Genomic DNA, 22,179 nt, shown 5'->3' with positions numbered 1-22,179 from the left:
ACAACAGGAACATAGATTCACATGTTAGGTAGTATATTCCGCAAGGTATTTGGTAGCCGCAACGACCGTATTCTGAAAGGTTTGCAAAAGAAAGTTCAGCAAATCAACGCACTTGAGCCTGAATTTGAAGCGCTTAGCGACGAAGAACTCAAACAAAAAACCGTCGAGTTTAAGCAACGAATCGAGCAGGGTGAAAAACTCGATGATCTACTCGTTGAAGCGTTCGCGACAGTGCGTGAAGCATCGAAGCGTGTATTTAAAATGCGGCACTTCGATGTGCAATTGGTCGGCGGGATGATCTTAAACGACAACCGCATTGCTGAAATGCGTACCGGTGAGGGTAAAACGCTAACGGCAACTCTGCCAGCTTACCTCAACGCATTAAGCGGTAAGGGCGTGCACATTGTAACCGTCAACGATTACTTAGCACGCCGTGACGCCGAAACGAACCGCCCATTGTTTGAATTCCTCGGATTAACGGTTGATTTCAACATTCCAGGTATGAACCCTACCGACAAACGTACCGCATATGCTGCTGACATTACTTACGGTACCAACAACGAATTCGGCTTCGACTACTTGCGTGACAACATGGCGTTTAGCCCGCAAGAGCGCGTTCAACGTGATTTAAACTATGCGATTGTGGATGAAGTTGACTCCATTTTAATTGACGAAGCGCGGACACCGCTGATTATCTCAGGTGCAGCTGAAGATAGTTCTGACATGTACATCAAGATGAACGAGATTGTTCCGCTGTTGGTGCGTCAGGAAAAAGAAGACTCCGAAGAAGAGCGCGGCGACGGCGATTTCACAGTTGACGAAAAATCAAAGCAAGTACATATGACCGAACACGGTCAGGAACATGTCGAAGAGATTCTCAAAGAACGCGGCATGTTGGCTGAAGATGACTCGTTGTTCTCAGCAGCAAATATTACCTTATTGCACCATGTGAATGCCGCATTACGTGCGCATCACTTGTTCCAAAAAGATGTCGACTACATTGTCAAAGAAGACCAGATTGTGATTGTTGATGAACACACCGGTCGGACAATGGAGGGCCGTCGTTGGTCAGAGGGCTTGCACCAAGCAATTGAAGCCAAAGAAGGCGTGAAGATTCAAAACGAAAACCAAACGTTGGCATCGATTACGTTCCAGAACTACTTCCGCTTGTACACCAAGCTGGCAGGTATGACGGGTACGGCAGATACCGAAGCATTCGAATTCCAGTCGATTTACGGCTTAGAAACGGTGGTGATTCCAACCAACCGTCCAATGATCCGTGATGATCGCGCTGATTTAATCTTCATCACTGCCGAAGAAAAATATGAAGCGATAGTGGCTGATATTGAAGAGTGCCGTACTGCCAAGCGTCCGGTATTGGTCGGTACCATTTCGATTGAAAGCTCTGAGCTGCTCTCGCGGTTGTTGAAGAAGAAAAAAATTCCGCATAACGTGTTGAATGCCAAGTTCCACGCGCGTGAAGCAGAAATTGTTGCGCAGGCAGGTTTACCGGGCGCGGTAACGATTGCAACCAACATGGCGGGTCGTGGTACTGATATCGTGTTGGGTGGCAACTTGCAGACCGAAATTGCTGAAATGAAAGACCCAACCCCAGAAAAAATCGAGCAAGCGAAGGCGGAGTGGCAGAAGCGCCACGATGCCGTTATCGAAGCGGGTGGTTTGCATATTGTTGGTACCGAGCGCCATGAATCGCGTCGTATCGATAATCAGCTCCGTGGTCGTTCAGGCCGTCAAGGTGACCCAGGCTCATCACGTTTCTACTTGTCATTAGAAGACAGCTTGATGCGCATGTTTGCCTCTGAGCGTATGGCGACCATGATGAAGCGTTTAGGCATGAAGCGCGGTGAAGCTATTGAGCACCCGTGGGTGAGCCGTGCGATTGAGAACGCGCAACGTAAAGTTGAAGGTCGAAACTTCGATATTCGTAAGCAATTGCTCGAATACGATGATGTTGCCAACGACCAACGTAAAGTAGTGTACGAGCAACGCAACGAGTTGCTTGATGAAGGCGATATTTCTGAAACCATTGAAGCCATTCGTGCAGACGTTATCGACCGTGTGATCAGTGAATACATTCCGCCACAATCGTTGGTTGAAATGTGGGATATCGAAGGGCTTGAAGAGCGTTTACGTGCCGACTTCGCGTTACCGTTGCCGATTCAACAGTGGTTGGATTCAGACGATAAATTGCATGAAGAAATCCTCCGTGAGCGTATTCTTGATGAGCTCGTAAAAGCTTATAAAGACAAAGAACAAATGGTTGGTGAGCAGGTAATTCGCCAGTTCGAAAAAACCATTATGTTACAAAGCCTTGATACACACTGGAAAGAGCATTTGGCAGCAATGGATCACCTGCGTCAAGGTATTCATCTTCGCGGTTATGCGCAGAAGAACCCGAAACAAGAATACAAGCGTGAAGCATTTGAGTTATTTGCTGAGATGTTAGAAGCGCTGAAACTTGAAGTAGTGACGATTCTGAGCAAAGTGCGCGTGCGTGCCGAAGAAGACGTGGAAGCTGTTGAAGCGAAGCGCCGTGCCGCAGAAGCAGCTCAGCAAAAAGAATATCAGCACGAAGGCGTGCCAACCAGCGGTGCTGAGCCATCACCACAGCAAGCCGCAGCGGCGGCAGCTCAAGTGGGTCGTAACGATCCTTGCCCATGTGGTTCTGGTAAGAAATTTAAACAGTGCCATGGCCGCATCTAAGCGTATCCACGTCGCTGTCGGGGTGATTCAAAACCCTGACGGCGATGTGTTCATTAGTCGTCGTCACGCCCACCTTCACCAAGGTAACAAATGGGAATTTCCCGGCGGTAAAGTTGAAGCCGACGAGGATGTCTATCAAGCCCTCTGCCGTGAGTTACTTGAAGAGTGCAATATTACGGTTACGGCCGCTGCGCCATTTACTGCCATTAGCTTTGATTATCCCGATAAGCAGGTTTTGTTGGATGTATGGGTGGTGACTGATTTTCAGGGTGCTGTTCGCCAACAAGAAGGTCAGGAATGGGCTTGGGTACCGTTGCATCAACTCGACGCTTATCCGTTCCCAGCCGCCAACCAGCCGATTATCGACCGATTGCTTGCGCAGAACGCGCGTTACTAATTCGAAAAAGTAAAAATCAGGATGTTATGGACACAGCGCAAGCTCAAAATCGACTTGTTCGTCGACGGATGCTTTGCCGTTGATAGGTTCATAGCGTAAAAAACGAATACTGAAACGTTGTTTATGGCCTGAAATCACTGGATACGCGGCTAAATCCGCAGGCACTCGAATACGCAATAGACTCAGCGGCTCGGTACTTTCTTGTAATAAACCGTTTGGTGCACTTACCGGTTGAAACCGTGCCTGACCGCGCATCAACTCCAACTCTAATAGCAGACCATTCACCAAAATCTCAAGTTCAGACCACCAACGCGCGGCGTCTTCATCACGTACTTGCTGCGGTTGATGTAACCAAAAATGCAGCTGCGGCACATCAAAATTACAGGTGCCGCCCGGCATGGCAAAGCGTTGACGAATTGCACTGAGCAACCGATCTTGCTTGAGGTTGCTACCGACGCGATTGATGGGTTGAATCGCCTGCAAGGCTTGATTCACATGATTTGAAGTCTGCTCTAACGAATCCTGATTCACATCAGGGTGTTGCGCCCAAACTTTTAATTGCGCTTTGCGCCGCTCTAAATCTTTTTGTACGTCGGTGCGCACGTCACTGCGTTCACATAAATCGAGAATAGCGAAGAGCGCACTGAAATATCGGGTGTAGTTCTGTAGGGTGACCGGTGTGTCTGGTTGAAGCGCCTGTAGGATATGTTCAAGGCGCAAATACGTGCGCACCCGCTCGAGAAGCGGGTACTCGTAGGCTATGGTCGCATGACTATTATTGTTATCCATCTGCACTATCATAGCCGCTTATTACGAAGTTTCAATGAGTTGAGCGTTTCGCGAGTGCTAAACGTAGGTAAAGCTCGTGAAGTTTTTCGACTTGCGTAACCAATTGCGCTTCGTCAGCTTCATTATTAATAATATTATCAGCCGCCTGTAAGCGCTGTTCGCGCGAAGCCTGGGCGTTCATAATCGATTGCACTTGATCAGCGCTGACATCATCGCGTTGTTGCGTGCGTTCTAGTTGGGTCGCTTCACTTACATCCACAACCAATACCCGATCACACAGCTTCGTTAGACGGTTTTCGACCAATAGTGGTGCCGATAAGATCACATAAGGTGATTGCGCTTGCTGTAATTGTGTCAGAATTTGCTGCCGAATCAGCGGATGCGTGAGTTCATTGAGCCATTGTTTGTCTTCAGGGTGTTGAAAAATCCGCTCACGCAGCCAGGCACGATTTAAGGTGCCGTCCTCGAACAATGCTTGCTGACCATAACGGTCACTCACTGCGGCGAGTGCTTCACCACCTTTATCCATAATATGACGAGCGATAACATCGGCATCCACGACAACAATGTCGTGCTGCTGAAATAAATTAGTGACCGTGGTTTTCCCACTACCAATGCCACCTGTAACACCAACCACGAACATTAACGTGTAACCCAGTTGAGATAACTGGTCATGAGGGGCTCACCCCAAAGCATCGCAATCACGCCGCCGCAAATCAAAAATGGACCAAACGGGATCGGCTGACCTTGTTTGTTGCGGTTGATGCTCTGCCACACGATTCCAATCACGGCGCCGCTGGCAGCGGCCGCAATAATCGTGACCGGCAGCAATTGATAGCCATGCCACGCGCCAAATGCAGCTAAGAGCTTAAAATCGCCGTAACCCATACCTTCCTTGCCAGTCAGCAGTTTAAAGCCCCAGTAGACGCTCCACAGCGCTAAATAGCCCGCCATTGCACCGATCACGGCATCTTTTAATGGAAGGTGGCCGCTGTAGATAGCAAACCCAAGCCCTGTCCATAGCATCAAGTAGGTCATTTGGTCCGGCAATAGCATGTGGTCGGCATCAATAAAGAACATGCTGATCAGCAGGCAAGCGAGGAATAAATAAACGAAAGTCGTGAATGTAAAGCCGAGGTTCCACACGACAACCGCAAAAATCATGCCCGTTAAGAGTTCAATGGCCGGATAACGCGCAGAGATGTGTACACCACAGCTGCGGCACTTTGCCTTTAATACCAACCAGCTGATAATCGGGATATTGTCATACCATTTAATCGCCGCTTGGCACTTCGGACAATGCGAGTTTGGTTTGGCGAGGTTAAAGGTTTCATGCGGCGGTGGCTCAACGCCATTCACTTCTGCGCACTCTCGCTGCCACTGGCGTTGCATCATGACCGGAAAACGGCCAATGACCACATTTAAGAAGCTGCCCATAACAAGCCCGAGCAACAAACCGAAAACCGTAACCCACCAAGTTTGTGCTGGGTAATCGACAATAAATTCCATGTTAGCCAACCACCTGTCCGAGCGAGAAAATTGGCAAGTACATGGCTACGATCAAGCCACCGACGAGCACACCAATGACGACCATGATCATCGGCTCGAGTAGGGCGGTTAAGTTATCCACGAGGTCATCTACTTCGCGCTCATAGATACTCGCAACTTTCGCTAACATATCGTCGAGTGAGCCGGATTCTTCACCAATGAAGACCATCTGTTCGGCAAGCGTTGGGAACAAATCTTGGGATTGCATCGCGGTATTCATTTGCATACCCGTAGTAACTTCTTCACGAATTCGGAAAATGGCATCGCGGTAAACAGCGTTGCCTGACGCACCGGCCGCAGATTCAAGCGCATTGATTAATGGCACACCAGCGGCGAAAGTCGTCGACAGTGTGCGAGCAAATCGGGCGACCGCCGCTTTATTGAGAATCTCTTTAATGACAGGGATCTTCAGCGAGTAGGCATCCACTTTATCACGTAACTTTTGACTTTTCACGTAAGCCCGTTTAAACAACCAGCCGGCAACCACGAAGCCTGCAGCGACGTACATAAAATACGCTTGTACGATTTCAGAAAGCGTCACGACAAATTGTGTCATCGCTGGTAACTCAGCACCAAAATCTTTAAATACCGCTTCGAATTGTGGCACCACGAAAACGAGCAAGATGATGGTAACCACCAGCGCCACGACAATAACCGAGGCCGGATACACTAAGGCTTTTTTGATTTTTGCCTTGAGCGCTTCTGATTTTTCGCGATACGTCGCGATACGATCGAATATCGTTTCAAGTGAACCTGAATCTTCGCCCGATTCTACAAGGTCACAATAGAGTGAATCAAAAATAGCAGGATGTTTACGCAGAGCCGACGCCAATGGCGAACCGGCGCCTACGTCGTTGGCAATGGTGAGCATGAGATCCCGAATCTTCGGATTCTCAACTCCTTTAGCAACCATCTCTAACGATTGTAGGAGTGGTACGCCAGCACTCAACATAGTCGCGATTTGACGAGTAAATAGCGCAATGTCACTGCCGGTAATTTTCTTATTACCGAACAGCGATTTGCCTTTCTTCTTCACGGTTTTTGGGGTGACGCCTTGGTCGCGCAGTTTGGCGCGGACATGTTTATCATTGTCGGCGCGCATCAAACCTTTGACACGTTGGCCACGCTTATTGATGCCGGTCCAGGCAAACTCGGAAATTTCTTTGATGGCTTGCGGCTTTTTGGCCATGACAGCACCTTTATTATTCTGATTATTTTAATTAGAAGTTGGTGACACGGTTGGCTTCCGCCAGGCTAATGGTACCTTTTAAAACTTTCAACAACGCCGATTGACGCAATGAATTAATGCCATCGCGTCGTGCTTGCTTCGCAATTTCTAACGATGAAGCTCCCTGCATTATAAGATCAGCGATGCTATCTGTAATGGGCATAACCTCGTATACACCTGTACGACCTTTATACCCGCCGGTGCACTGATCGCAACCGACCGCTTTGAATATTTTCGCAGTCTTTACCTGATTTTCAGAAAAGCCTTGGCGTAGCATTTCTTCTTTGGGCAATTTTTCTTCGTCTTTGCAGGTGTTACATAAACGACGAGCAAGGCGCTGCGCAATGATTAAGGTTACTGAACCAGCAATGTTGTACGACGGTACACCCATGTTCATCAAGCGCGTTAAAGTTTCTGCAGCCGAGTTGGTGTGGAGGGTAGATAACACTAAGTGACCGGTTTGCGCTGCTTTAATCGCAATTTCAGCGGTTTCTAGGTCTCGAATCTCACCCACCATGACCACGTCCGGGTCTTGTCGTAAGAACGAGCGCAACGCGTCGGCGAAGGTCAAGCCGGCTTTTACATTAATTTGTACCTGATTGATACCCATCAAGTTGATCTCTACCGGGTCTTCCGCGGTGGAGATATTACGCTCAGGGGTATTTAAGATGTTCAAACCAGTATATAGCGAAACGGTTTTACCGGAACCGGTAGGACCCGTCACCAAGATCATGCCTTGCGGCTTTTCCAATGCTTCTTCATAAAGTTCTTGCTGATCAGGCTCATAACCAAGTGATTCAATCCCAATCATTGCCGCTGCAGCATCGAGTATCCGCAGTACAATTTTTTCGCCATACAGCGTCGGTAGGGTACTCACCCGAAAGTCTATCGCTTTATGCTTCGATAACTTGAGTTTGATACGGCCATCTTGCGGTAAACGGCGTTCCGCAATGTCGAGTTGTGACATTACTTTTAAACGCGCGGCGATGCGTCCAGCTAATTGAACCGGCGGCTTAGCAATTTCATGGAGTACGCCGTCGATACGAAATCGTACGCGATATTCCTGTTCGTACGGTTCGAAGTGCAAATCTGATGCGCCGCGTTTAATCGCATCCAAGAGCATTTTGTTGATATAGATGACAATCGGCGCATCGTTCTTAGTGTCGGCCGAAACGGCACCAGAGTCATCTTGGCGCTCGCCTTCAGCGTCAATATCCCGCAGTTCTTGTTCATCTTCTGCGGTAACGCCTAGTGCCGACGAGTCATTTTCGAGAACGCTATCAATGAGTTTTTGGAGCTTGCTCTCTTCCACCAATACCGCTTCTGCTTGCATGCGGGTACGAAACTGGAATTCATCAAGCGTTTCAATGCGCGTCGGGTCCGAGACTGCGACGTACAACACGTTGCCGCGCATATACAGCGGAATCGCATGATTCTTACGAATCAGGCGTTCATTAATAAATTCTTGAGGAATGTAATCCGGATTAAAGGCGTCGAGATCGAGCCAAGGGGCGTTTGATTCGAGATAGCAAAAATTGGCGAGTTCGCTTGGCGAAATAAGCTTCTGATCAATTAAGCAGGCACTAAATGGAAGTTTATTTTCCCAAGCATACTCACTGCATTTGGTGAGCTTATCTTCAGGGATTAATTTATCACGCAGCAACAGCGCCGCGAGGGAGTGATGCAGCATGATTTTAAATTCGCTTAAGGGTCAAGTGAATAACATAAAGTTCGGTCTAAATCTTAGCGTTAGATTTAGACCGAACGATTAAATTCTACAACACAAATTTATAAATTTTATGCTGGCACTTCTGGCGTTAATAGAGCGGTAGCGTCTGCATCAGTCATTGTGCAACCATCTACACGAGAATCTGATCCATCGGTTCCGTAATCTGAGCAACCAATTACCCAGTTAACGTTTGCACCAGTGTTAGCGCTTGGTACCATTACGACATCAACTTTCGCGTTAGTCGCAGCGTCATTCGCATCCAACTGAGCTGAAATCAAACCATCAGTAACACCCACAGAAATTAAACCGTTGATGTTATCTTCAGCGTTTGCACCTTGAGTATAAGCAGCTGGGATACCTTTAGAGCCTGCATCACAGTCGTCAAGAGCGCCTTCACGCTGATAACACATAGCTACTGCAGTTTTCCAAGAAGATAAAGCAGCTAAGCCAGTAGAAGCTTTCGCACGCTGGGTGTAGTCGCTGTACATAGGAATTGCTACAGCAGCCAAGATACCGATAATCGCAACAACGATCATCAATTCGATTAAGGTAAAACCTTTTTGTACTTGCGCTTTCATGAAATATCTCCCGAAAGTAATTTCAACTTATTTAGTTATTGTAGTAGTTAAAAAGTAGCATCCAGATGCAATTCAGCACTTGGATGGCCGCTTTAAACGACCACTACAAGTCTTCTGCATCAGCCGAAAGAACAAGTGGTATTTGCTTTGTCGACATACATCGGAAAGCTACTTCATCCACCAGACTTTAGCCTGCAGCCCCGCTATCCGCTGGAAATTTATATAGCATCCCAGTTGGACCGGAGGTTTTGCGTCACCACCTCTCGGTGGCTTTGCCTTTTAAAGCATGCCTGGCACCTAAGCCCATTTCTGGCACTTAGTTGCGCATTGCATGTAAAACATAGCAGATGATTTAAATTCGTCAATAGCTAAAGTTTTTGAAATCTTAAAGAAAGGTCAATGGCCTGTATATTTTTTGTTAGAGCGCCTGATGAAATGTAATCAACGCCGGTTAAGGCCAGTTCTTTCAAACGCTTATCCGTTATGTTGCCGGACACTTCTAAGCGGGTCTGACCTGTACGTTGTTCTACTGCGGTGTAAATATCATGTAAAGGGAAGTTATCGAGCATAATGATGTCTGCCCCTGCTTGCAGAGCATCTTGATATTCGTCTAAATTTTCAACTTCCACTTCGACGGGCTTGCCTGGATTTAGTTCGCGAGCTTTACGTATTGCTTGCACTATACCGCCACAGGCCATGATGTGGTTTTCTTTAATCAGGTAGGCATCGTACAGGCCAATCCGGTGATTAAAGCCGCCACCACAGACCACGGCGTACTTTAATGCGGTGCGTAAACCAGGAATTGTTTTGCGGGTATCTAACAGGCGCGTATCACTGCCTTCTAGGTGGCGAACATAATGTGCCGTAGTCGTGGCAACACCAGATAACGTCTGTAGAAAGTTCAAAGCGGTACGTTCACCGGTTAAGATCACTTGGGCTGGACCTTCAAGCTCGCATAGTACCGTATCGGCTTCAACGGCGTCGCCATCGGCAACGTGCCAAGTGACCGCAACGGCGTCGCCAAGTTGTTTGAAAACTTCATTGACCCACTCGACACCACACACCACAGCATCTTCTCGGGTAATCACAGTGGCTCGAGCCTGTTCCGTTGCTGGAATCAACTGCGCGGTAATATCTAATTCGGCACTTAAGCCGTTTAAATCTTCCTGCAAGGCGCGTTGCACCATTTGCTCACGATCAGATGCTAAAAGAGTAGAGTCGACTCGAGTGTCCATCGGTGTGCCTTCATATATATGTAGCGAATTCAAAATTGCGCTTATTGTAGGGCGGCCAGCAACTTCTCACAAGGCGCTTCGTGATTATTCACGCATACTTAGAATTTCTCGGGCTTCTAACAAATACAGTTCAAACAATTTGTAATGCGTACTATTGAGTATTTGCGTGACATTAACGCGTGACTTATTGAGTTTGGTCGCTAAAGCCTGATGGGTCATTGGCATAAATCGCAGATAGTAACTAAGCACTTGCGCTTGCGTCGTCGTTAAGGCTGTAAGTAACGCATCGGCGAATTTGGTTGTCAGAGATAATCGCTCATTTAGGTCGTTGTTTTCAGTTTGAATACACAAACGTTCTTTTTTAATTGTTCTCAACGCTTTTTCAGCAAGCTTTTCAGCGCGGTGTTTAATAGTCGTGTAGTCGCTTGCCGATTGAGTTACAACACCCACGCCAATGCGTATATCCCAATCTTCTTGTTGCTGCTTAGATTTAAGAAATAAGCGTAGCAATAACGCAATAGTTACGGCTTGCTCGGCGTGCTCGGTTTCGATAACGAAGCGACTCCCTCGAAAAACTTCATATGAAAGTGGGATATAGTCATGAATCAGCCTCAACCCAAGCTCAATATGCGCACCGAGATGTCGGCGGCTATCAGCGCTTTGATTAGGAGATTCAACGATATCTCCCATTAACACAGCAAATTGAGCAGGCATGTGATGAGTTCCTTAGATAATAAAGCAAGGCGATTAAGTAATTAAATATAGTTACATATAAAAATGTAATCAAATTAAATTACTAATTGCTGTCTTTCTATTAAAAATTAAAGTGGAATAGCTTGATGAAATGGACTAATTTAATTAAATCGTTCGATTTAATCGGAGTTAATATGAAGACAGTCACCGCCAATGAAGCGAAAACACACTTCGGCGAACTCATCATGAGTGTGCAGAGTGCTCCCGTAAGAATAAATAAGAACGGTAAGCCTGTTGCTGTGATGATGTCAGTTGAAGAATATGAATTAATTGAGCAAATAAAGCTCGAAGCATTGAAAGCAAGGCTGAAAGCCTCTGAAGAGCAAGCGCGAGCAGGTCTGCTTCACGACGGACAAACTGTATTCACGGATATACTCGCTGGCAAATATGACTGATGCTTGATTATAAATTTACGCCGTTAGCACTAGATGACCTTGTGGAAATTCGGGAGTATACAGTTGGTCGATGGGGAGTATTAAAAGCGAATGATTACATTGAACAAATCGAATCGACAATAAAGCTATTATGTGAATTTCCTCAACTAGGGAAACTGAATATAAATTTAGATTCTAAATATCAGAGTTATCCATTTGAGAGTCATATAATTTTTTACATGGTTGAGCAAAACACCATAGTCATTCACGGAATAATACATCAACGTATGCTGCCAACGAGGCTTTGAGATGTTCTATGATTAACAACGGCTGGTTAAAACAAGCAACCAAGCGCGAATCACCGCATGCCGACGAGCGTCCTGATCCAGAAGATATTAACTTGCTGGTGGTGCATGGAATCAGTTTGCCAGCCGGGGAGTTTGGTGGGCCGTATATTGATGACTTATTTATGGGTACGCTCGATACGACCGCCCATCCAGATTTCAGCATACTTGAAGGCTTACGCGTTTCCGCCCACTGCCTAATTAGACGCGACGGCGAGCTCTTACAATACGTCCCATTTCATCGTCGTGCATGGCATGCGGGTCGCTCGCAATATTGCGGCCGCCGCCGTTGTAATGATTTTAGTATTGGTATTGAGCTTGAGGGAACCGACGAGCAGCCGTACACTAAAGCACAGTATCAGCGTTTAGCAGAAGTGGTCGAACAACTCTTACAGCACTACCCAGCGTTAACGCGGCATCGTATAGTAGGGCACCAACATATCGCGCCGGTGCGCAAGACCGACCCAGGCCCAGCATTTGATTGGTCATACTTCAAACAACTTGTTAGTGAAAAGGTATAAGCATGTATTTGTTGGCAATATTGCTTGCATACTCATTAGAACGAACGCTCGAGATTACTCGCAACCTTCACTGGCGCCGCATCATTCTGCGCTGGCAACACTGGCAAGTGCGCAATACCAAGTTGGAAGACTGGCGGCAACATGATCTCGGCTACGTGCTCTGGGCGATTATTCCTGCGTTGCTGATTGGATTTGTTCTGCTGCTACTCGACAACGTTCTGCTTACGTTTTTAGTCAGCACCGCCGGACTACTCAGTGCTATTCAAGCACCCGCCGCACGCGCAGCATACAAAGCCTATCTGCAAGCAGAGCAAGACGAAGATGGCGCAGAACAAGCAAAGCAACTGAGATTGCTGCAACAAGCATCAGGCCGCAGCGAAGCCGCACCGGTCGAACACCTACTCTTGTGGATACACTTACGCCATTACTTTGCGGTGATGATTTATTTCGTGTTACTTGGCGTAGCTGGCGCGCTGGTGTACGCCACACTGCGCGACATGCGCCATCCGCACAACTCCCGTTGGCAATTAGTCAATCAACTGATTGATTGGTTACCAACACGCTTGATGACCTTAGGCTTCTTACTTGTCGGCAATTTCTCAAAAGCAATGGCAACGTGGCTCAACTCCATCGGCAATAAACCACAAAATAACTTTATTGCACTGACCAAAGTTGCAGAGCTTGCCGAGGACCTCACTGCTCCGACCACTACCGCGCTTGTGAAGCGTAACTTCTTGTTATATATCGTTTTCGTTGCGTTATTGACGATTGGCGGCTGGCTCTAAGCGGAATCTGTTTGGCTTTTCTACGCCACTGATCTAAAATGCTGGTCTATTGGTATGACCAAAAACCAACAAGAGCGATATTAGATATTAGATATTAGATATTAGCTCCGACGTATCGGGCATTTGTTGTTTGTCTAATATCCAATAGCAAATATCGAAATGGCTCTTCGAATATCTAATAGCTAATATCGGGTTTGACGTTAACTATGACTTTCCAGCGCATACAGCAAACCAAACTATCCGACGTCATCATGGACCGCATTGAAGGCATGATCGTCGACGGCACGCTCGAAGCAGGAGCGCGGCTCCCGTCTGAGCGCGATTTAGCCGCGCAATTCTCGGTATCGCGGCCAAGCCTGCGCGAAGCTATTCAAAAACTCGAAGCTCGCGGCTTAGTTGAGCGACGTCAAGGTGGCGGCACCTACGTGTGCGATAACATGCAAGAGCGTGTTGCTGAACCTTTGCTAGACTTACTGGCGCAACATCCGGAATCACAATTTGATTTGCTTGAGTTTCGTCATGCGCTTGAAGGTATCTCGTCGTATTATGCCGCCATGCGCGGCACTGCCGCAGATATTGAAGCAATTGCTGCGGCGTTTGAGGCATTACAAAAGGACCCAGGTGGGGAGCTTGCCGCACAGGCGCAGGCACTGACCGAATTCAATTTGCGTATTACCGAAGCGTCACACAATGTGATCCTATTGCACTTGGTACGCAGTATGCTGCCACTGTTGCAGAAAAATATTCAGCAAAACCTGCATGACCTCGCGCACAAGCCTGGAGTGATGCAGCAGTTACATGAACATCGGCAGCAAATTGTTGCTGCCATCACGGCTGGTGAACCCGAACAAGCGCGTGAAGCTTGTCATCAGTTGCTAGCCTATATTGAACATGCGTTGCTCGCCTCGAACCGTGAACAGTCGCGGATTCAGCGGTCGCTACGCCGAACTCAGCAAGGGTAAGGACAGAAGTATGACTGACCATTTAAAAGACGACATCGACCCGCAAGAGACGCGCGAGTGGCTTGAAGCCCTCGAGGTCGTGTTGGAAGAAGACGGCCCAGAACGTGGCCATTTCTTGCTCGAAAGCTTAATTGAAAAAGCTCGCCGTAGCGGTGCGTATCTACCATTTAATGCAACCACGGCTTACCTCAACACGATTCCGGCCAGCCAAGAGCCGGAAATGCCAGGTAACCGCACCATCGAACATCGCATTCGTTCGGCGATTCGTTGGAACGCATTGGCGATGGTTTTGCGGGCTTCGAAGAAAGATCTAGAGCTTGGCGGTCATATCTCCAGCTTCGCTTCATCGGCCATGTTGTACGATGTCGGTTTTAACCACTTTTTCCGTGCGCCAACCGAGCAAGACGGCGGTGACTATCTATACATTCAAGGTCACGCATGTCCAGGTATCTATGCGCGCGCTTTCCTTGAAGGCCGCATCAGCGAAGAACAATTAAATAACTTCCGTCAGGAAGTCGATGGCAAGGGTATTCCATCGTACCCACACCCGCACTTGATGCCTGATTTCTGGCAGTTCCCGACGGTATCCATGGGCTTAGGTCCAATGCAGGCGATTTACCAAGCTCGCTACTTGAAGTATTTGACCGACCGCGGCATCAAAGACTGCTCGAACCAGCGCGTTTACTGCTTCTTAGGTGACGGCGAAGTGGATGAGCCGGAAAGCTTGGGTGCAATTGGCTTAGCAACCCGCGAAGGTTTGGATAACCTGACCTTTATCGTGAACTGTAACTTACAGCGCTTAGACGGTCCGGTACGTGGTAACGGCAAGATCATTCAAGAGCTTGAAGGCACGTTCCGTGGCGCGGGCTGGGAAGTAATTAAAGTGATTTGGGGCCGCTATTGGGATCCTCTCCTGTATCGCGATACCGAAGGTAAACTTGCCGACATCATGCAAAGCAGCGTTGACGGTGAATATCAGAACTACAAAGCGAAAGGTGGTGCGTATACCCGTGAGCACTTCTTCGGTAAAACGGAAGAAACCAAAGCCATGGTCGCGAACCTCACCGACGAGGACATCTGGCGCTTGAACCGGGGTGGTCACGATCCAATGAAAGTGTACGCGGCGTATCACAAAGCGGTGAACACCAAAGGTCGTCCACAGGTTATCTTGGCGAAAACCGTGAAAGGTTACGGTATGGGTGCAGCGGGTGAAGGTAAAAACATCGCGCACCAAGTGAAGAAAATGGACATGGAAGCGATCAAACACTTCCGCGACCGCTTTAACATTCCAATTAAAGACAGCGAGCTTGAAGACATTCCGTTCTACAAGTTCCCTGAAGACAGCGAAGAAATGAAGTATATGCGCGAGCGTCGTGAGTCGCTTGGCGGCTTCATGCCGAAGCGCCTACCGCAAACGACGGTTGAGCTTGAAATTCCTTCGTTGAAAGCATTTGAGGCAGTGACCAAAGGTTCTGGTGAGCGTGAAATCTCAAGCACCATGGCGTTTGTACGTGTTCTCACAGCGTTGTTAAAAGACAAGAAAATTGGTCAGCGTATTGTGCCGATTATCCCTGACGAAGCACGTACCTTTGGTATGGAAGGTTTGTTCCGTCAAGTAGGTATCTACTCGAGTCAAGGTCAGAAATACGAACCACAAGACTCTGATCAAGTTGCTTATTACCGTGAAGATAAAAAAGGCCAAGTACTGCAAGAAGGTATCAACGAGTTAGGCGCCATGGCGTCGTGGGTGGCGGCAGCAACCAGCTACTCGACCAACAATGAGCCGATGATTCCGTTCTACATTTATTACTCGATGTTTGGTTTCCAACGTGTGGGTGACTTGGTATGGGCGGCAGGCGATAGCCAAGCGCGCGGTTTCTTGGTCGGCGGTACTGCCGGTCGTACCACGCTGAATGGTGAAGGTTTGCAGCACCAAGACGGTAGCAGTCATATCTTGTTCAACACCGTGCCAAACTGTATTACTTATGACCCAACCTACGGTTATGAAGTGGCAGTGATTGTTCAAGACGGCTTGCGTCGTATGTATGGTGAGCAAGAGAACGTGTTCTATTACATCACCGTGATGAATGAGAACTACCAACAGCCAGAAATGCCAGAGGGCGTGGAAGAGGGAATCCTCAAAGGCTTATACGAGTTCGAAACGCACAAAGCGAAAAGTGCGAAGGGTGAAGTTCAGTTGTTAGGCTCGGGTACTATTTTGCAACAAGTACGCGAAGCGGCGAAATTATTAGCCGATGACTTCGGTATTACTGCGAAGGTCTACAGTGCAACGTCATTCAACGAATTGGCGCGTGACGGCTATGACGTTGAGCGTTACAACATGCTCAATCCAGGCAAAAAGCAGAAAACTGCTTATGTCACTGACGTATTGAGCAAGGCGAAAGGCCCAACCATTGCTGCAACGGATTACATGAAGCAATACGCTGACCAAATTCGTGCGTGGGTACCAACACCATACCGTGTGCTGGGTACGGATGGTTTCGGTCGTTCAGATAGCCGCGATAATTTACGTCGTCACTTTGAAGTGAATGCACATTACATTGCAGTAGCTGCGTTGACTGAGCTGGCGAAAGCGGGCGATATCGATGCCAAGGTAGTGGAAAAAGCTATCAAAGACTTCGGCATTGATACGAACAAAATCAACCCACTGTACGCGTAAGCGCCGGGAGCGGAGGCAATAATGGCAGATTTAAAAGAAGTAAAAGCCCCCGATGTGGGCGGTGATGAAGTTGAAGTCATCGAGATATTAGTTAGCAAAGGCGATAGCCTTGAAGCAGAAGACTCGCTGATTACTGTTGAGAGCGATAAGGCGTCGATGGATATCCCGGCGCCATTTGCTGGCGTCGTCGCTGAAATGAAAGTCAAAGTGGGCGACAAAATCAAAGAAGGCGACCTGTTGGCGATGTTCGAAGCAGCAGCCGACTCGGTGTCTGATTCCAACGCCGAGCCGGTGTCTGACACTGCGGAAGCAGGGTCTGATGCCCAACCTACCGGCTCAGCAAACGAAGAAGACTCACCAGCTGAAGCAGAGTCATCAAACAAAGACAAGCCTGCAGCCAACGAGAAAAAAATCATCGAAGTCACAGTCCCTGACATTGGCGAAGATGGCGAAGTTGACGTTATCGAAGTGTTGGTTAGCGAAGGCGATGAAATTAATGCTGAAGACGGTTTGATCACTCTGGAAACCGACAAGGCAACGATGGACGTACCAAGCCCAGAAGCGGGTGTGGTGAAGTCAGTGGAAGTCAAAGTTGGCGACAAAGTCAAACAAGGTTCACTCGTCATAAAACTTGAAATCGCAGCCGGATCGGTGTCTGACGCCGCGCCAGCGGGGTCTGACACCCAATCTACCGGCTCAGCAGACGCCGATAAGTCACCAGCTAAAACCGATTCATCAAACGAAGGCAAAGACCCCGACAAATCCGCCGAGCGCAAACCACCAGTTCCGGATCACCCGCTCGATAAGAAGTCGAAAGCCGAAGGCTTGGCCTACGCATCACCTGCGGTACGTCGTTTAGCCCATGAATTTGGTGTTGATTTGAATCAGGTGAAAGGCTCAGGTCGCAAAGAGCGCATCTTGAAAGAAGACGTGCAAGAGTACGTGAAGTATGAATTGTCACGCCCGAAAGCAACAGCTTCTAGTGGTGTCGCTCAAGGTGCTGGCGGTTTACAAGTGATTGCGCCACCGAAAGTGGACTTCAGCAAGTTTGGTGAAATTGAAGAAGTGCCATTAACGCGCATCCAGAAGATTTCAGGCCCGAATCTGCACCGCAACTGGGTGACGATTCCACATGTCACGCAATTTGATGAAGCGGATATCACTGAGCTTGAAGCCTTCCGTAAGCAGGAAAACGAGCTGCAAGCGAAGAAAAAAGACGGTGTGAAAATCACGCCGTTGGTATTCATCATGAAAGCGGTTGCCAAAGCATTGCGCGAGTATCCAGTATTTAACTCGTCGCTGGCGGACGATGGTGAGCACCTGATCATGAAGAAATACGTGCACATCGGTATCGCGGTCGATACGCCAAATGGCTTGGTGGTTCCAGTGATTCGTGATGTCGACAAAAAAGGCATCTATGAATTGTCGGACGAACTCCTTGAAATCAGTGCAAAAGCGCGTGACGGCAAGCTGAAAGCGCAAGACATGCAAGGCGGTTGTTTCTCAATTTCTAGCCTTGGTGGCATTGGCGGTACAGCCTTTACACCAATTGTGAACGCGCCTGACGTTGCCATTTTGGGTGTATCGAAGAGCGAGATGAAGCCGAAATGGAATGGCAAAGACTTCGAGCCACGCTTAATGTTGCCATTGAGCTTAAGCTACGACCATCGTGTCATTGACGGAGCCGTAGCCGCGCGCTTTAGTGTGTACTTAAGCGCGGTGCTTTCTGACATTCGCAAATTAGTTCTATAAATTAAACAAATCGTGCCGGGGCTGTTATAATCAGCCCCAACGTTTTTACCGAAGAGTTTTTACCGAATTCTAACGAGGTTGATATGAGCAAAGAAGTGAAGGCCCAAGTTGTCGTTCTCGGTGGCGGCCCAGGTGGTTACTCGGCAGCGTTTCGTGCTGCTGACTTAGGTTTAGAAACCGTATTGGTTGAGCGCTACAGCACCTTAGGCGGCGTTTGTTTGAACGTCGGTTGTATTCCTTCGAAAGCATTGTTGCACATTGCCAAGCATATTGAAGATGCCAAGCACATGGGCGCTGAAGGTGTCGAATTCGGCAAACCAAAAATCGACCTCGACAAAATTCGTGCACACAAAGAAAAAGTTATCGGTCAGTTAACCGGTGGCTTAGGCCAAATGTCGAAAATGCGTAAGGTGAAAGTTGTGAATGGCGTTGGCGAATTCGCGAGCGACAAACAACTGAAAGTAAAAGACGCAGACGGCAACGAAACCGTGGTGAACTTCGAGCACGCGATTATCGCTGCGGGCTCACAATCAATCAAATTGCCATTCGTACCGCACGACGACGAGCGTATTTGGGATTCGACAGATGCGTTAGAATTACCATTCGTCCCAGGTCGTATGTTGATTTTAGGCGGCGGTATCATCGGTTTAGAAATGGGCTGTGTATACAGCGCATTAGGTGCGAAAGTTGACGTGGTCGAAATGACCGAGCAGCTGATACCACCAGCCGATAAAGACATTATCAAAGCATTCACCAAGTCGATTTCGAAGAAGTTCGACAACATCATGTTGAACACCAAAGCGGCGAAAGTTGAAGCCAAGAAAGACGGCATTCACGTGACTTTCGAAGGCGACAAAGCACCTGAGAAACCAGTGAAGTACGACGCGGTATTGGTTGCCGTAGGTCGTGCACCAAACGGTAAGAAACTTGGCGCAGAAAATGCTGGCGTGAATGTGACTGACCGTGGCTTCATTGAAGTTGACAACCAAATGCGCACCAACGTGAAGAACATCTTCGCGATCGGTGACATCGTTGGTCAACCAATGTTGGCGCACAAAGCGGTTCACGAAGGCCACGTTGCTGCCGAAGTCATTGCCGGTAAGAAACACTTCTTCGATCCGAAAGTGATTCCTTCAATTGCTTATACTGATCCAGAAGTGGCATGGGCAGGTTTGACCGAGAAAGAAGCGAAAGAGCAAGGCGTCGAGTACGAAGCAGCGGTATTCCCATGGTCAGCTTCTGGCCGTGCGATTGCGCAAGGCGCAACTGACGGCTTCACCAAGTTGTTGTTTGATAAAAACAACCGCATCATCGGTGGTGCTATAGTTGGTTCAAACGCGGGTGAATTACTCGGCGAAATCTGCTTGGCCATCGAAATGGGCTGCGACGCAGAAGACATCGCACTGACCATTCACGCGCACCCAACCCTACACGAATCAGTAGGCTTGGCAGCTGAAGTGTTCGAAGGCTCAATCACCGACCTCCCGAACAAGAAAGCGAAAAAGTAACTACCAAAACCCCGTGACTCACCTCACGGGGTTTTTTCTTTCCCTCTCCGAAACAATTTGCGACCAAAAATCCGGCAACTGCGGTACTTAGCATAGCATTTCTGTTGTACACAAATGGCGCATGGCTTAAGGTAGAAAGGTTATTAAACATTTACTGACAACGTGATTGGTCAATAAAACAAACGGGGAACCTATGAATAAAGTAAGTACCATTGCGCTGAGCGTTGCGCTCGCGTTAGGTGTAGCTGCATGCTCGCCACAACAAACAACCGAACAACAAAATCAGCAAGCCAAACAAGAACAACCACAGCAGCAGCTCACTTCAGGCTTGCGTCTAGATGCATTTAATACCGACGTACGTCCACAAGATGACCTGTTCCAATTTGTGAACGGTACTTGGTATGAAAATACAGAAATTCCGGCCGACAAATCACGTATCGGCTCGTTTCTTGAACTGCGTGAGCGTAATCAAGAACGTCTACGTACACTGATTGAAACCGCGTCAGCACAAGAAGCGGAAGAGGGCTCAAATGCTCAAAAAATCGGTGACTTCTTCAACAGCTATATGGACGTCGAAAAGTTAAATAGCCTGGGTTACACGCCAATCGCAGCAGACTTGCAAGCCATTGCACAAGTTGAAACTCATGCCGATGTCGTTGAACGCTTCGCTGAGCTGGCGAAAATTGGCGTCAGTGGTCCATTTGGCTTCTATGTTTACGGCGACAAGAAAAACCCTGATTACAATGCACTGTATATGGGTCAGTCAGGTTTGAGCTTGCCAGACCGCGATTACTATCTGAAAGACGAAGAGAAATTCGTTGAAATTCGTAACGAATACAAAGCCTATATCAAAGATATTTTGGCGTTGGTGGATTACGAAAAAGCCGAAGCAGCAGCGGATGCGATTTTAGAACTCGAAACCAAAATTGCTCAAGCACATTGGAGCCGCGTGCAAAGCCGTGATGCGGAAGCGACCTATAATCCAAAATCAACCGACGAAATGGTTGCGTTGATGGGTAGTTTTGATTTCCCAACCTACGCAAAAATCACCGGTATTGACGTTGCTGACCAATACATTGTGTCTCAGTTGAGCTACTTTGAAACATTTGGCGACATGTTCGACGACGTGAGCGTTGAAACGTGGAAGCATTACATGACATTGCGCACAGTGAACCGCTTTGCGTCAATGCTCACTGAAGAAATCAACGATCGTAACTTCGCATTCTACGGCAAAGTACTCCGTGGTACGCCAGAGCAAGAGCCGCGCTGGAAACGTGGTGTAGACGCAACCGACAACGCTTTAGGCGAAGTGTTGGGTCAGTTATACGTTGCAGAATACTTCCCGCCGGCAGCCAAAGCGCGCATGGAAGAGTTGGTCGACAACTTGATTGTGGCTTATGGCGAGTCGATTAAAGATCTTGAATGGATGTCTGACGAGACCAAAGAAAAAGCGCTCGAAAAACTCAGCAAGTTTACCCCATATGTGGGCTATCCGAGCGAATGGCGCGATTATTCAGGCTTGGTTGTTTCTGACGATAACTTGGTCGAAAACGTGAAGCGTTCGTATGCGTTTGACTACCAAGAGAACATCGCTGAAATTGGCCAGCCGGTTAAAGAAGAAGACTGGGGTATGACACCACAAACCGTGAACGCGTATTACAGCCCAGTGCGTAATGAAATTGTGTTCCCGGCAGGTATCTTGCAGCCACCATTCTTCGATATGAATGCTGAAGACGCAGTGAACTACGGCGGTATCGGTGCGGTTATCGGTCACGAATTAGGCCATGGTTTTGATGACCAAGGTTCGAAGTATGACGGCGACGGTAACTTGAATAGCTGGTGGACTGACGGCGACCGTGAAGCGTTTGATGCGCGTGGTTCACAATTAGCCGCTCAATATGACAGCTATGAAGTCATTCCAGAAACCTTCATCAACGGTAAATTGACCTTGGGTGAGAATATTGGTGACTTGGCTGGTTTAACCATTGCCTATCGTGCTTATGTCAATTCATTGAACGGCAAAGAATCGCCAGTCATGGACGGCTTTACCGGTGAGCAACGCGTATTCTTAGGCTGGGCACAAGTATGGAAAAACAAAGCACGCGACGAATTCGTTCGTAACCAAGTGCTGAGCGATCCGCACTCACCAGCAGACTATCGCGTTAACGGTACTGTCGTTAACATTCCAGCGTTTTACGAAGCCTTTGATGTGAAGCCAGGCGATGAGTTGTACTTACCGCCAGAAGAGCGCGTTACCATTTGGTAAGGCAAG

19 protein-coding genes and 1 riboswitch are annotated in these 22,179 nt (G+C 48.0%); of the genes, 11 read left to right on the top strand and 8 right to left on the bottom strand.

Annotation, left to right across the window (positions count from 1 at the left end; translation table 11 throughout):
- Nucleotides 1-21 precede the first annotated feature (21 nt).
- Both secA and mutT read left to right on the top strand, forming a co-directional pair.
- Nucleotides 22-2,724 (top strand): preprotein translocase subunit SecA, encoded by a 2,703-nt coding sequence (gene secA / locus BM292_RS06425; protein ID WP_092856507.1) that lies wholly within the window; start codon nt 22-24, stop codon nt 2,722-2,724.
- Complete coding sequence (mutT, locus tag BM292_RS06420; protein ID WP_092856504.1) at nt 2,711-3,121, top strand: 8-oxo-dGTP diphosphatase MutT; 411 nt, start codon at nt 2,711-2,713, stop codon at nt 3,119-3,121. Before secA ends, mutT begins: the two co-directional genes overlap by 14 nt.
- A gap of 24 nt (nt 3,122-3,145) precedes the next feature.
- On the opposite strand, the gene zapD is transcribed toward mutT, so the two are convergent.
- From zapD to BM292_RS06380, 8 genes are all read right to left on the bottom strand, one after another.
- The gene (gene zapD, locus BM292_RS06415; protein ID WP_177203793.1) at nt 3,146-3,910 is read right to left on the bottom strand and encodes a cell division protein ZapD; all 765 of its coding nucleotides are present in this window, start codon (nt 3,908-3,910) and stop codon (nt 3,146-3,148) included.
- Between the two features lie 31 nt (nt 3,911-3,941).
- On the bottom strand, nt 3,942-4,553 hold the full coding sequence (gene coaE / locus BM292_RS06410) for a dephospho-CoA kinase (protein WP_092856498.1): 612 nt from the start codon (nt 4,551-4,553) through the stop codon (nt 3,942-3,944).
- A complete protein-coding gene (locus BM292_RS06405; protein WP_092856495.1) occupies nt 4,553-5,419 on the bottom strand; it encodes a prepilin peptidase in 867 nt (288 codons plus the stop codon). The genes coaE and BM292_RS06405 overlap by 1 nt, the downstream gene beginning before the upstream one ends.
- A gap of 1 nt (nt 5,420) precedes the next feature.
- Entirely contained in the window at nt 5,421-6,647 is a 1,227-nt protein-coding gene (locus tag BM292_RS06400; RefSeq protein ID WP_092856492.1) for a type II secretion system F family protein, read from the bottom strand.
- Nucleotides 6,648-6,678: 31 nt separating this feature from the next.
- Nucleotides 6,679-8,376: a type IV-A pilus assembly ATPase PilB gene (pilB, locus tag BM292_RS06395; RefSeq protein WP_092856489.1), complete on the bottom strand. Its 1,698-nt coding sequence runs from the start codon at nt 8,374-8,376 to the stop codon at nt 6,679-6,681.
- Nucleotides 8,377-8,483: 107 nt separating this feature from the next.
- Nucleotides 8,484-8,993 (bottom strand): pilin, encoded by a 510-nt coding sequence (locus BM292_RS06390; protein WP_092856486.1) that lies wholly within the window; start codon nt 8,991-8,993, stop codon nt 8,484-8,486.
- Nucleotides 8,994-9,183: 190 nt separating this feature from the next.
- Nucleotides 9,184-9,280, bottom strand: a riboswitch (cyclic di-GMP riboswitch).
- A gap of 81 nt (nt 9,281-9,361) precedes the next feature.
- On the bottom strand, nt 9,362-10,228 hold the full coding sequence (nadC, locus tag BM292_RS06385) for a carboxylating nicotinate-nucleotide diphosphorylase (RefSeq protein ID WP_092856483.1): 867 nt from the start codon (nt 10,226-10,228) through the stop codon (nt 9,362-9,364).
- A gap of 84 nt (nt 10,229-10,312) precedes the next feature.
- A complete protein-coding gene (locus BM292_RS06380) occupies nt 10,313-10,942 on the bottom strand; it encodes a hypothetical protein (RefSeq protein ID WP_092856480.1) in 630 nt (209 codons plus the stop codon).
- A gap of 173 nt (nt 10,943-11,115) precedes the next feature.
- On the opposite strand from BM292_RS06380, the gene BM292_RS06375 reads away from it, so the two are divergent.
- The 9 genes from BM292_RS06375 (at nt 11,116) to BM292_RS06335 (ending at nt 22,173) form a co-directional block, all read left to right on the top strand.
- The gene (locus tag BM292_RS06375; protein WP_177203792.1) at nt 11,116-11,376 is read left to right on the top strand and encodes a type II toxin-antitoxin system Phd/YefM family antitoxin; all 261 of its coding nucleotides are present in this window, start codon (nt 11,116-11,118) and stop codon (nt 11,374-11,376) included.
- Complete coding sequence (locus BM292_RS11865) at nt 11,376-11,663, top strand: type II toxin-antitoxin system RelE/ParE family toxin (protein WP_092856471.1); 288 nt, start codon at nt 11,376-11,378, stop codon at nt 11,661-11,663. The genes BM292_RS06375 and BM292_RS11865 overlap by 1 nt, the downstream gene beginning before the upstream one ends.
- A gap of 8 nt (nt 11,664-11,671) precedes the next feature.
- Nucleotides 11,672-12,220 (top strand): 1,6-anhydro-N-acetylmuramyl-L-alanine amidase AmpD, encoded by a 549-nt coding sequence (gene ampD / locus BM292_RS06365; RefSeq protein WP_092856468.1) that lies wholly within the window; start codon nt 11,672-11,674, stop codon nt 12,218-12,220.
- A 2-nt stretch (nt 12,221-12,222) separates the two neighbouring features.
- Nucleotides 12,223-13,005, top strand: a complete 783-nt coding sequence (gene ampE, locus BM292_RS06360; RefSeq protein WP_092856465.1) for a regulatory signaling modulator protein AmpE — start codon at nt 12,223-12,225, stop codon at nt 13,003-13,005.
- Nucleotides 13,006-13,211: 206 nt separating this feature from the next.
- Nucleotides 13,212-13,967, top strand: coding sequence for a pyruvate dehydrogenase complex transcriptional repressor PdhR (gene pdhR / locus BM292_RS06355; RefSeq protein ID WP_092856462.1), 756 nt, complete (start codon nt 13,212-13,214; stop codon nt 13,965-13,967).
- A gap of 10 nt (nt 13,968-13,977) precedes the next feature.
- Entirely contained in the window at nt 13,978-16,647 is a 2,670-nt protein-coding gene (gene aceE, locus BM292_RS06350; protein ID WP_092856459.1) for a pyruvate dehydrogenase (acetyl-transferring), homodimeric type, read from the top strand.
- Nucleotides 16,648-16,668: 21 nt separating this feature from the next.
- Nucleotides 16,669-18,399, top strand: a complete 1,731-nt coding sequence (gene aceF / locus BM292_RS06345) for a dihydrolipoyllysine-residue acetyltransferase (RefSeq protein WP_092856455.1) — start codon at nt 16,669-16,671, stop codon at nt 18,397-18,399.
- Between the two features lie 83 nt (nt 18,400-18,482).
- Nucleotides 18,483-19,907: a dihydrolipoyl dehydrogenase gene (gene lpdA / locus BM292_RS06340; RefSeq protein WP_092856452.1), complete on the top strand. Its 1,425-nt coding sequence runs from the start codon at nt 18,483-18,485 to the stop codon at nt 19,905-19,907.
- Nucleotides 19,908-20,100: 193 nt separating this feature from the next.
- Entirely contained in the window at nt 20,101-22,173 is a 2,073-nt protein-coding gene (locus BM292_RS06335; RefSeq protein ID WP_092856449.1) for a M13 family metallopeptidase, read from the top strand.
- The last annotated feature ends 6 nt before the right edge of the window (nt 22,174-22,179 follow it).

The sequence above is a fragment of the Pseudidiomarina tainanensis genome (genome assembly GCF_900115255.1).
GTDB lineage: Bacteria > Pseudomonadota > Gammaproteobacteria > Enterobacterales > Alteromonadaceae > Pseudidiomarina > Pseudidiomarina tainanensis.
Note: the sequence above shows the minus strand (reverse complement) of the source record. Positions and strands in the feature narration are given on the sequence as shown.